Genomic DNA, 11,380 nt, shown 5'->3' on the forward strand with positions numbered 1-11,380 from the left:
ATGCCGGCTCCACGCATCAGTAAGGCGGCCTTCCAACGAAACCTGCCGACACTGCGCGATGAGCTGCTCGACCTGCAACTCAAACTGCACACGGCGAAGTCGTGTGCGGTCGCCGTCATCATCGCCGGCACCCCTGCCGCGGGCCGCAGCGAAACCGTCAACGAGCTGCTCGAATGGCTCGATCCCAAACATATCGGCGTGCATGCGCTCGGTTCTCCGTCCGCCGAGGATCGCAAGTTTCCGGCGCTGTGGCGCTTCTGGCAGAAGCTGCCGGCGCGCGGACGGATGACGTTCTTTTTCGCCGGCTGGTACGGCGAATATCTCACCGGCGTCGTCAAGGACCGCAAGTCCAAGCAGCGCGACAAGCGTTCGGTCGAGCGGATTCTTCAGCTCGAGAAGATGCTGGTGCGCGACGGGGTCCGCGTCGTGAAGATTTATCTGCACACCGATCATGAGACTCAGCAGAAACGTCTCAAACAGCTGCGTGCCAGCAAACTCACGAGCTGGCGCGTCACCAAGGAAGATCGTTGGCAGGCGAAGCACTTCGATCAAGTGAATCGGGTGGTGCGCTCCTGCTTGAACGCAACCGACCACGAGGCCGCGCCGTGGCATCGGGTGGACGGCACCGATCAGGAATATCGTTTGCTGAGCGTCGGCAGGATTCTGCGCGACCAGATTGCGGCTGGCTTGCAGGCCGCGGAACAGAAGCGTCGCGACTGGCCCGCTACTAAACCGGGCAAAGTGAAGCCGCTGACAGTGCCGCCGACCCAGCACCCGCTCGATGACGATGAGTACGAACGGCAGCTCGAAACATTGCAGGGACGGTTGGCCCGGCTCGTGCGCAAGTCGCGCTTCTGCGAGCACGGCATGGTGCTGGCGTTCGAAGGCATGGACGCGGCGGGGAAGGGCGGCGCCATTCGCCGCATCACGCATGCGCTGGATGCGCGTCAGTATCAAGTTGTGCCGGTGTCGGCGCCGACGCCGGAGGAGTTGTCGTATCCCTATCTGTGGCGCTTCTGGCGTCACATTCCCGCGCTCGGCTCGATCACGATCTACGATCGCTCCTGGTACGGGCGCGTGCTGGTGGAGCGTGTGCGCGATCTCACCCCCGATGCGGATTGGAAACGCGCCTATGCCGAGATCGTCGAATTCGAACGGCAGCTGACGGAGCACGGCTTGTTGGTGGCGAAGTTCTGGCTGTCGGTCAGCAAGGATGAGCAACTGAAACGATTCAAGGCGCGCGATGACGACCCGTTGAAACGGTTCAAGGTGGATCGCGAAGATTGGGCGAACCGGCGCTACTACGATGCCTATCAAACCGCCGCTACCGAGATGATCCGCCGCACGGACGCGAAGGATGCGAAATGGCACGTCGTCGCGGCGGACGATAAGAAACAGGCGCGGTTGACGGTGCTGAAGGCGGTTTGCGAGACGCTCGAGCGCTGAGGGGTCTCGGCCGGCTGTCTCATCCTGGAGGGAGTTGTTCGGACTGTCAGCGAGGACTCCTCGGTGCTGAATCAGGACAGCGGCGCTTCGCAAGGTTCCGCGAGTCCTGCGCTGGCATTCAAAGCGATTGTCGAATTGTAGATCCAACGGCTCGCCACCGGCGATGTGGAATTACCACTCGCTGCGGGGATGCAATTGTCGGCGGAGATCTGCAAGGGAAGAGGACGGTGCTTGAGTATTTGTTGTCGCCAGTGCAGCGGGTGGTGTCGGAGGCGGCGTCGGAGCGGTAGATCAGGGAAATACTGGGCGTCACTATGAGATTCGTACTCCTGTTAGTAGCTACCTTGGCCTCGGGCGGCTGTGCTACAGGCGATCCATTGCCCGCAGCCTGCTTGCCAGAGCACGTTGCACCCGGCCTCAGTGTCGTTGACGGGGAGGAGCGTAGGGCGCTTCTCGACGAACTTTCTATCGCTATCGATGTGGCTTCGGTAACTAAATTCGACCGCAGAAACAGTAAGCAGTACGTTGCCCGATCCGCGGATAGAGCGATTGTTTGTGAACTCAGCACCTGCTTGCCCGCTTGGTGGAGATTCGAACGTGTCGATGGCACTTGGACATATCGAAGCCATGACCCGGCGATATGCCTCGTACGCTGAGCTTTCAGTCGGATCGAGCGGTTGCTTGCGAGCGTGGCTCGTGGTCTGCATGGTAAATGCATACATCGAAGCCATTGCGGCTTGGCAAATGCATGAATGAGCAATTGACGCAGGTAGAAGGTGCTTTGAGCTCCACTTATCAGAAGGTGTTGGCGCGGTTGGCAAGGCCTGATTGGCTGAGCATCTGGGCGGTCGGACACGGCGGCCTACGGCGGAGATCTGGCGTTGAGTTGACGAGGAGGGGGTGGGATCACCCGTCTTGGTGAACGCCCAACACGAAAACAACGTCTGGCGAATGCTCCACGGCGATGTCCTCGCTGACGCCGAGGTCGAGGCGCCAGCCGGACTCGAATAAATAGTCACCGCCGACGGTCAGCACGACGGCGTCGCTGAAGAAATCCAGATCACTGTCGTATGCCGCGGTGTGCGCGTCGAATTGCGCCTTGAACGACAGCCCGCGCCAGGTGCGCACGCTCACGCCGGCCATGCCGCTCCACACGACGCTGCGCTGTTGATCGGGGAGCAGATCGCCCTCGCCGAGATAGGTGACGCCTGCCTGTCCGAACATGGTCCAGCGGCTGTTGAGTGGTGAATGTCGGCCCGCCAGCACCAAGGAAACATCCGTTGCGCCGCTGCCGGTCAGTTTGTCCGCGTCGCCGGTGGGAAGTTTGATATCCAGCCAGGCAGTGAGCGTCGAGCTTGCTGCGGAGTGGAGTTCATAGCCGAGGGCGGCCTGAAGATCCCCGAGGCCACTGGACGACGATGTAATGTCCAGCTGTCGCGTCCCCGTGCGGGTGTAGGCGATGGCAATCTGATCGTCCGGCAACGCTGAGCGTGCGCCGTCCGGCAGGCCGAAGGTGTTGTGCCAGCTGTCGATGAAACTATCGAGAGTGCCGCCGCCGGTATAACGATAAGGAACCTGCAGCCGCCAGCCGACGCGATCCGTGAGTTTGCCTTCCAGGATGGCGCGAGCTTCGCGAGTTTCGGCGTCGACGAGCAGCGCCTCGTCGCCGTGCGATTGCATGATCGCGGTGCTGCCCCAGTACAGATCGAGGCCGCCGGAGAATTCGTCCGCGATGCGTGACGGCAGGGTCGTCGGTAGCCCAAAGCCTGCCAGCAGAGGGTTTTGATCTCGAACCACGAAAGGCGTGCCGGCGGCAGGCTCGTCAGCGGCGGCAGGGGGGATGCTGCCGGCGGAAGTCACCAGCAGCGCGCTGAGGATCGGTAGCCTCACGAGTCGTTAGAACCAGATCGACACGAACGCCTGAATCACGTTCGCGCCGAACTCGTACAACGGCTCGCTGCCAGCGGGCGCGTAGCCCGGGTCGGTGGGCAGCAACTTCGAGACGCGGGCGTCGCGGAAGTCGTCGTATTTGAACTCGATGCGGTCGTAGAACAGATTCACCGAGCCCTTCTTCACGAAGCGCCAGCCGGTCTGCGCGAACTCGTAGCTGGCGCCGATGCGGAAGGCCATGCTGTTGAACGTCGACAGCTCCTTGTCGCGCGCCATGAAGTTCTGCTGGTTCACGCGACCGAACAGATCGGAATAGAACTCGGCGTTGTCCTGCTGGTAGTAACGAACGCGAGCTTCCAGCGTCCATTGCTGTTTGATGGGATGGATATAGCCGAGCTCGAAGGTATCGGCCCGGATCCGCCAGGTGTCGGTGAAGAAACGATAGCCGCCGTAAACCACTGCGCGATACGGCAGGAAGTAACGGCCATTCAACGCCACCGCGTTGCTGGTCCGAGTGCGCGGATAGATTTCCTGCGCCAGGATGAAGCGGCGGTTGTCGTTCGGATCGATGTAGCGATACGAGCGATACGGATTGTTCAGGAAGCCTTCGTCCGTGATCACTTCGAGGTTCATCGCGGCGATGAACGACTTGGTCAGGATCTGCGACACGCCGACGCGATAGCTCCAGCGATCGATGTCCCGCTCGAAGCTGGGATCGGTGGAGTTGCGCACCTTATCGGCGCCGCGCGAAAAGCCCATGCTGATCGTGGTCAGGTCGCCGAACAGATCCTGGCTCAGGCCGAAGCTCGCGGTCTGGGCTTCGTAGTCGTTCTCTTCGCTGTTGGTGTAGCTGAGGTTGTACGTGGTCTTGCCGCGCAGGTACTCGAAGCCGAGCGAGTACTGATCTCGCTCTTCCTTGTACTGGCTGGCGCCGCTCACCTCGACGTCGATGGACGCACTGGTGATCATGTCCTGGTAGTAATTGGCGGTGACGGCGTACTTCTCCGCCATCTTCTTGCGTACCAGCACCGACGGACCTTGAATGGTCACGCCGCCGCCTTCGTAACGATGATAGAGCGCGTCGGCGCGATCGTCGGGCAGCACGCCGGCCGAGCTCACCAGCGGCAGCGCCAGCGCGGCGCCCGCCACCATCGACCAGAGAATGCGTGCTTTGTTACGGGCCAGGCTCATGCGAGTTCTCAGTTACAGCCGCAGCCACCGCCGCCGCCGCCGAGCGCGCCACGCGCGCCCTCACGAGCCTCGAACACGTGGTCCATGTAAGCAGAGGAGACGGGATTGGGATTCGCGGCCATGAGCGGATCGGCCAGCTGCTGACGCTCGTAAGGCTTCACCCACGGCTCGATGTTGCCGCAGGCGGAAAGGCCGGAGACCAGCGCCACGGCTGCCGCTACCTTGACCGCGATTCCTTTAATCACGTCAAACCCTCTCGAACTATCCAACCGACTGCCCAGTCCCAACCTCGTCAACTTCGCTCAACGGAGCATTTCAATCAGTTGCACGTCGGCCAGCTCAGGGAGGTCGAGTAATCGACGCTTCCCTATTCTTTCAGCAGGGCGCGGATCTGATTCAGATACTCGCTTTCGTCGCCGGGCTTGTAGCCCTTGTGCAGATAGCGGATGTTGCCCTTGCGATCGATGAACACCGTGCTCGGCATGGCGCTCACGTCGTACAGTTTGCTCACCTTGCTGTCGCGATCGAACAGCACCGGGAACGACACCGGCGTATCTTTCAACCAGCGTTCAGCATCCGCGGTGTTCGCTTCGACGTTCACGCCCACCATGGTGAAGCCGAGCGAACTGTAGCGCTTGTGCATCTGTTCGAGAAGCGGCATTTCCGTGCGGCACGGACCGCACCAGCTCGCCCAGAAATTCAACATCACCACTTTGCCCTTGAGCGACTCGAGCGACACGTTGTCGCCAGCTCGCGACGGCAGGGTGAACGTCGGCGCCACCGTGGTGCTCGCGCTCACCAGCGAGGAAACAACCAGCGCGCAGCACAGCCCAGCGGCGCGAATCCATTTGCTCATCGACATGAGAGACGACCCTCTATGCATGGAAACCCAGCAGGTATCGTCGCTCAGAAGAAAATCGACAATCCGAGATGTGCCTCTAGATTATTGACGATCTTCTTCTCGCCCAGCAGGTCGGTATCGAACACGTGATCGCGCACGTCGAAGTGCACGGCAATCCAGTCGGCCGGCAACACGCGATAGCCGAAGCCGCCGTTCACCGTGAAGCGATCGTCGCCCGCGAACGTAGTGCTGCCGATGCCGGCAATCAGATAAAACGCGGTGTTATAGGCGCGGTTCTTACCGATGAAGATTTCGCCCGGCAGCGCGTTCCAGCCCAGCGACAGGGCGTAGTAGGAATAGTCCCGATCGTCGTCGGACAGCAGATCGGCGGAGCCCGACAGATTCTCGTAGCTGGTGCGGCCGGCGCGTGACTGGCCGTACGTGCCTTCGATGAAGAAGTCTTCGGTGAGGTGATAGGCGAGGCGCGCGCCGTACACGACGTTGCTCTCGAAATCCTCGATGCTCAGGATGCCGACGTAGGCGCCCAGCTCGAAATCTTCCGTGTCGATGCGCGGACGCCTGATCTCGCGACGCTCGACTTGCGGATCGATGATGGGCTTCTGATCCGGCTCGCCGGTCACCGGCACGGAGCTTGCGGCCGGCGCGATGGCTTCAGGCTGGTCGTCGCCGCGCCCGCCGAGCATGGAGCAGCCCGGCAGCACCGTGACGGCGAGCAGGCTCAGAAAAAGAATGCGAAACCGAGATACTTCCATTCGTCCACTTCCTCGTTGTCGTTGCGGCTGGTGAACACGATGTTGTGTCGATATTCCGAGCGCAACATGAAACGACGGGTCAGGTAAAACTGCAGGCCGCCACCGACGTAGCCGATCTGATCGTCACGGTCGATGGAGTCCACCAGATTCGATTTGGGATCGGTGTAGATGATGCCGGTGCCGAGCGTGAAATAGGGCGACAGGCGCCATTCGGGCGCGAACACGTGCAGCAGGCCGACGGTGGCGCTGTAGCCGTTCGAGAACTCGCCCAGGATATGGTTGAACGTCAACTCGATGGACAGGTTGTCGCTGAACGCGTAACCGCCGAACACCGAGATGAGGCTGGCGCCCGCGAAGTCGCCGCCACTGATGCCGCCTTGCCAGCGGCGGCTCATGTAGTTTTCGCGCGCCGGTTCCTGCAGGTCGAGCGGCTCGCCGGTGGGCTCCAGCGTGGCGATCATCTGATCGCGCGACGCCCAGCCCACGACGCCCTGATCGGTGCGCAGCTCGAACCAGTCGGTACGGCGCTTGACCAGCACCACTTCACGACCGCGCTCGACCACATGGAAGATCGGATAGCCGCGCCCCGGGCCGGAGCGCAGCTCGATGAACGGATCCGCGATGAGGATCTTGTGACCCTCGTCCTTTTTGTCTTCAGCCCGAGCCTCTGATTGGACGCCCGCCGCGATGAACAGGACTAGCAACCACAGACAGCGAAGCGGCGTGAGCGACCGAGACATCAATTCTCCGGGGCGGTGAACGGGTCGTTGAAGTACTGCGCGCCGATGTCCAACCATTCGGACAGCAAGCGTAACTCACTTGGTGACATAAAGTCCCTATGGTCGACCGTGACCACGGTGCGGCCCTCCATTGTATTGAAGAAGCGCGCCGAGGCCGCCGCCCCGTTCGAGCTCATGGACGCCGGCACGTTACGGAAGGCCACGCAGGTAGTGACGTTGGTCACCGGGTCGGTCTGGAACTCCAGGCATTCATCTTCCAGCTGAGTCCCGTTCAAGATCTGGCCGCGGTCGCCGAACAGCAACTCCCGATAGGACTTGAACTGCAGCGGCTGCTCTTCGGAGGGGCCGTCGGTCAGGTCCAGATCGCCGGCCGGGACCTGGGCGGCATTGGCCGCGCTCACGGGCGAATGACAGCTGGTGCACTTGTGATTGATCGGCTGCATGGTCAGCGGATCCAGGTCGTTGCCCGGCACGCCGTCCACATCGACGAAGCGGTCCAGGCCCCACAACGGATGAATGTGGCGCTCGTAATGAATGGTGATGCGGCACAGGGTCGTCAGGTTGGAGCGGCACGAGGGCTGCACCGGTGCCACCGCGCCGGCCGGCAATGAATTCGCACAAGCGAAACGGGCCGTCGTATCGGCCGCATTCGTCAGCACGTTGTTGATGCCGGCGGCATAGCAGGCGTCGACCTGATTGGTCGCGGGCGCTGCCGGCAGCCAGTAATCCTTGAACGCCAGGTCGACGCTCATCGCACAGGCGCCGGCGCACATGACGCGGCTACGCGTCTCCGCCATGGTCTCGCCGACGATGTTGGCGAACAAAGCCGCATTGGTGCCGGGGAACGCGACGCCCGCGCTCGGTGCGCCGGGGTTCGCCGAATTCGTCATGCCCGGGCGGCCATGCGCCGTGGGCACCGTCGGATTGCCGTTGTGGCAGCCGTTACATGTCAGCTGTTCACCGGGCTGCAGTTGCAGCCAGTTGGTATGGCGGCCACCGATGGCGCCACCGAGACGGCGGCCGTTTGCGTCCAGCACGCTGATGGAGATCGCGACGTTGGCGGGCACTTTCACTTTCACCGAGCCGTCCGGTTCGACCGGTGCGTAACCCAGGATCTCGCGCATGCCGAGCGCACGGTTCGGGCCGAACGCGGTGTTCGAGAAATTGCGAGTGTCGTTGTCCGGAATGGACACGGCCTTCTCGACTCGCAGGAAGCGAGCGGGGCGCGTCGCATAACCGGCATTGGCGGGATTGCGGACCGTGGCGATGCCACCGGGCGCGGTATCGACGCCGTCGATGTCATACACGCTGCGAATGTTCAGCACGCCGACGCCTTCGTTCTGCAGCTGTTGGGGATAGTCGATGCCGGCGATTCGATCCGGAATGACAGTCGGCAACGCGCGCTGCGAGCCCGAGACCACTTCGGTGTAGATGAATCCTTCCTGCGGAACGACGATGGGCCGCTGGGTATTGTCGCGAACGTCGTAGGTGTAGATGCCATACAGCGGCGGCGCTTCCACCGCGTTCGGATTCTGCAAACGCTCGCTGGTGCAGGGGACGATACGAGCGTTCTCCACCAGGCGACACTGCGACCAGCTCACCAGCAGGCGACCCGTTCCGTCATACAACGGTTGGGCCGTGCGATAGCGACCGCCGGGCGAGGGGCCGGGAATCGTGCGCACGTCGGTCGGCAGCGCGCGCGTCTGCGCCGGGCCGGTCATGCCGATGTTCGAGGCCGAGGCGGCGCGAGTGTTGTCGACGTATGTATCGGTGTCGATGAGCAGCAGGTCGCCGCCTTCACCGGTGCCCTGAAAGGGGCGGACCAGCGACAGCGTGCGGCCGTCCTGCATGGGCTTGGCATTCAGGAACTGAATGGTGCTCAACGTCGTGGCCGGCGGCGGATTGGGCGTGCCGGTCTGATGGCTGTTCGCGCCATACAGCAGTTGCAGATCCGAGCCGTCGGGATTGATGGAGTACAGATCGAACTGGTTGTCATCGATGTGATGCTCCCAGCGCGTGAACACGACGCGGCCGTTCGGCAGCACCTCCGGATCCAGGTCGTGGCTCTGGTTGAACGAGATCTGATGGATGTTGGTGCCGTCCGCATTCATCACGTGCAGCACGAAGGCCGGCTCGTTGTCGTTCTCGTCCTGAGCGGCGAACTGCGGCTTGTTCTCATCGAGCAGGATGGCGCGCGAGGTCGCCTGGCGGGTCGAGCTGAACACGATGCGCCCGTCCGGCAGGTAGTGCGGCATGATGTCGTGGCCGGTCTCTTCCACGATGTCCGAAGTGATCACGCGACGCAGCTGGCGGCTCGCCACGTCGTATTCCCAGATGTTCCAGGTCGGCTGATCTTCCTCGTCGGCGTTTTCGATGAAGCGCGCGCGCATGGAGAAGACGACCTTGCTGCCGTCGTAGTTCACGGCCACGTCGCGGATGTCGCCGAGCCCCTGGGTCTGGGCCGAGGTGAGATTCACTTCCGGTGCGGAGGTCGAAGCACGGTCGCGCATGAACAGATCGGCCCCGATCTCGAAGCGCAGCAGCTCGCGTGCGTCGGCGTTGGCCAGCTCGTCGTCTTCCGGATCGGGCACCGGGCGCTTCACATAGAACACCGGGAAATCCAGCGTCACCGGATCCTGGCTCTGGCCGCTGCCGATGGTCACATCGGTGCCGCCGCTGCCGCCGTCGCAACCGCCCAGCAGGAACGCGATCGCGCTCATCAGCAGTACCGCTGCGCCTTTCTTGGGCACGGCGACCCGATTCGACGCGTCTGGCTGCGCCTGATGACTCATGGAAGCGTTACTCCGGGGTTCTCGCAATCGATTCACAACGTTGTCTGCCAGGGGTCCGCCAAGGTCATTCGAGTGTGGAGCGCTTCGTTTTCGGGGGCGCCATCTTCGACTCGACATATTTCGCGATCCGTTAAGCGAGTCACAAGCGGGCGCGATATTCCCTGAATCCATGCCGTGCCCCGCCTGACTTCGGGGCATTGCGTGAAGCGCCTCACATTCCGGTCGGGTCCGCGTCGGTTCAATGACGGGGACGACGACCGAAGCACGCATCGTGGCGGCGAGACTACACGCGCGCGCGAAGCCATCGACACTGTCTCCTGGGCGCGACGTATGGCGATTGAGACAGTTAACCAGCTGAAAAAGCGACCGTATAGTCCGCCGCAATGTCGGGGTACAACCGACCTTTGTATCGATACCGCGGGTGGGCCCTTAAGAGATCGCCGGAGTCTGCCGAGAGTAGATCGTCCGGCTGTGGGAATGAGCTGCATGAGCAACATGAAACGAACGAATGGAACGTCGCCGCTCGCCAAAGCAGCCGCGCTGGCGGTCGCTGTGGCTGCTTTGGCGTCGGGGCAACAGGCGAACGCCGGTCCTCGCGAGCAGGCCCATCGCATGTATCAGCGGCTCACGGGCACCGCGCCTTCGGAGCTGTTGCTCAACGATCTGGAAACGCAGGTCACCAACCGGGGACTCGCCGGCGCGGCCGCGTACATGATGGATCCGACGCTGGCGCACTCGAAGAACTTCTATACCGTCACGTTGAAGAACTTCGCGACGCCCTGGACCAATCGCGATCAATCGATCTTCGCGCCGCTCAACGATTACACCGCGACCGTCATCGGCCTGGTGAAGGACGATGAGGATTTCCGTACGGTGCTGTTCGATGACGTGGTCTATATCGGCAACGGCGCCGGCGTCCCGGCGTACTCGCCGACCAGCAACGCGCACTACGAAGCGCTGGAAAGTAACAACGTCGATCTGCGCGGCCTGACCCGCACGACGCAGTCCTCGCTGAACGGTCTGCCGCCGGCGGCGACCGCGGGCATCATCACTTCGCGCGCAGCTTCCGAAGCGTTCTTCATCGACGGCACCAATCGCGCGATGTTCCGTTTCACGCTGATCAATCACATGTGCCGGGACATGGAGCAGATCCATGACACTTCCCGTCCGCCCGATCGGATTCGTCAGGATGTGTCGCGCAGCCCCGGCGGCGACAGCAGCGTGTTCAACAACAACTGCATCGGCTGTCACTCGGTCATGGACTCGATGGCGCAGGCCTTCGCGTATTACGACTTCGACGAGACCGCGGGCCGCCTGGTGTACACCCAGGGCCAGGTGCAACCGAAGTACCTGATCAATTCGGACAACTTCAAGCCCGGCTATGTCACGCCCGACGATGCCTGGGAGAACCGGATGCGTCTGGACGGCAAGAACGACTTTCATGTGCTGGGCTGGGACCCGAACCTGCCGAATCGCGGCAACGGCGCGAAGAGCCTGGGACAGGAGTTCGCGTATAGCACCGCGTTCGCGGAGTGCCAGACCGAGAAAGTGTTCCGCAAGCTCTGCTTCCGCGGTCCCACGACCACTGAGCTCGCGTCAGGCGGCGTCGTCGACGGCATCGTCGCCACCTTCAAGAACAGCGGCGGCAGCCTGCGAAGCGTGTTCGCGCAGGTGGCTGCGCAGTGTGCTGGCCAGTGAGGCGCGGTG

General features: G+C 62.4%; 9 protein-coding genes. 2 read left to right on the top strand and 7 right to left on the bottom strand.

Annotation, left to right across the window (positions count from 1 at the left end; genetic code table 11):
* Positions 1-1,446 (top strand): polyphosphate:AMP phosphotransferase, encoded by a 1,446-nt coding sequence (gene pap, locus EKO19_RS12805; RefSeq protein ID WP_129776790.1) that lies wholly within the window; start codon positions 1-3, stop codon positions 1,444-1,446.
* 906 nt (positions 1,447-2,352) lie between these two features.
* On the opposite strand, the gene EKO19_RS12810 is transcribed toward pap, so the two are convergent.
* The 7 genes from EKO19_RS12810 to EKO19_RS12840 all read right to left on the bottom strand — a co-directional run bounded on the left by EKO19_RS12810 (position 2,353) and on the right by EKO19_RS12840 (position 9,673).
* Positions 2,353-3,336 carry a DUF3187 family protein gene (locus EKO19_RS12810; protein WP_129776791.1) on the bottom strand — a complete coding sequence of 328 codons (984 nt, stop codon included), beginning with the start codon at positions 3,334-3,336 and terminating at the stop codon, positions 2,353-2,355.
* A 6-nt stretch (positions 3,337-3,342) separates the two neighbouring features.
* On the bottom strand, positions 3,343-4,527 hold the full coding sequence (locus EKO19_RS12815; RefSeq protein ID WP_217705300.1) for a DUF3570 domain-containing protein: 1,185 nt from the start codon (positions 4,525-4,527) through the stop codon (positions 3,343-3,345).
* An 8-nt stretch (positions 4,528-4,535) separates the two neighbouring features.
* On the bottom strand, positions 4,536-4,760 hold the full coding sequence (locus tag EKO19_RS12820) for a DUF4266 domain-containing protein (protein WP_407676649.1): 225 nt from the start codon (positions 4,758-4,760) through the stop codon (positions 4,536-4,538).
* Positions 4,761-4,894: 134 nt separating this feature from the next.
* The gene (locus tag EKO19_RS12825; protein WP_129776793.1) at positions 4,895-5,389 is read right to left on the bottom strand and encodes a TlpA family protein disulfide reductase; all 495 of its coding nucleotides are present in this window, start codon (positions 5,387-5,389) and stop codon (positions 4,895-4,897) included.
* 44 nt (positions 5,390-5,433) lie between these two features.
* On the bottom strand, positions 5,434-6,141 hold the full coding sequence (locus EKO19_RS12830) for an outer membrane beta-barrel domain-containing protein (protein ID WP_217705301.1): 708 nt from the start codon (positions 6,139-6,141) through the stop codon (positions 5,434-5,436).
* Positions 6,108-6,881: an outer membrane beta-barrel protein gene (locus EKO19_RS12835; RefSeq protein ID WP_129776794.1), complete on the bottom strand. Its 774-nt coding sequence runs from the start codon at positions 6,879-6,881 to the stop codon at positions 6,108-6,110. The genes EKO19_RS12830 and EKO19_RS12835 overlap by 34 nt, the downstream gene beginning before the upstream one ends.
* On the bottom strand, positions 6,881-9,673 hold the full coding sequence (locus EKO19_RS12840; protein WP_129776795.1) for an HzsA-related protein: 2,793 nt from the start codon (positions 9,671-9,673) through the stop codon (positions 6,881-6,883). Before EKO19_RS12840 ends, EKO19_RS12835 begins: the two co-directional genes overlap by 1 nt.
* Before the next feature lie 486 nt (positions 9,674-10,159).
* On the opposite strand from EKO19_RS12840, the gene EKO19_RS12845 reads away from it, so the two are divergent.
* On the top strand, positions 10,160-11,371 hold the full coding sequence (locus tag EKO19_RS12845; RefSeq protein ID WP_129776796.1) for a hypothetical protein: 1,212 nt from the start codon (positions 10,160-10,162) through the stop codon (positions 11,369-11,371).
* Positions 11,372-11,380: the final 9 nt, after the last annotated feature.

It is taken from the genome of Peristeroidobacter soli (assembly GCF_004138485.1).
GTDB classification, from domain to species: domain Bacteria; phylum Pseudomonadota; class Gammaproteobacteria; order Steroidobacterales; family Steroidobacteraceae; genus Steroidobacter; species Steroidobacter soli.

Excerpts from the sequence above, each read along its gene's own strand:
- EKO19_RS12840 (WP_129776795.1), bottom strand. The coding sequence starts at position 9,673 with ATGAGTCATCAGGCGCAGCCAGACGCGTCGAATCGGGTCGCCGTGCCC.
- EKO19_RS12825 (WP_129776793.1), bottom strand. The coding sequence starts at position 5,389 with ATGTCGATGAGCAAATGGATTCGCGCCGCTGGGCTGTGCTGCGCGCTG.
- EKO19_RS12845 (WP_129776796.1), top strand. The coding sequence starts at position 10,160 with ATGAGCAACATGAAACGAACGAATGGAACGTCGCCGCTCGCCAAAGCA.
- pap (WP_129776790.1), top strand. The coding sequence starts at position 1 with ATGCCGGCTCCACGCATCAGTAAGGCGGCCTTCCAACGAAACCTGCCG.
- EKO19_RS12815 (WP_217705300.1), bottom strand. The coding sequence starts at position 4,527 with ATGAGCCTGGCCCGTAACAAAGCACGCATTCTCTGGTCGATGGTGGCG.
- EKO19_RS12830 (WP_217705301.1), bottom strand. The coding sequence starts at position 6,141 with ATGGAAGTATCTCGGTTTCGCATTCTTTTTCTGAGCCTGCTCGCCGTC.
- EKO19_RS12835 (WP_129776794.1), bottom strand. The coding sequence starts at position 6,881 with ATGTCTCGGTCGCTCACGCCGCTTCGCTGTCTGTGGTTGCTAGTCCTG.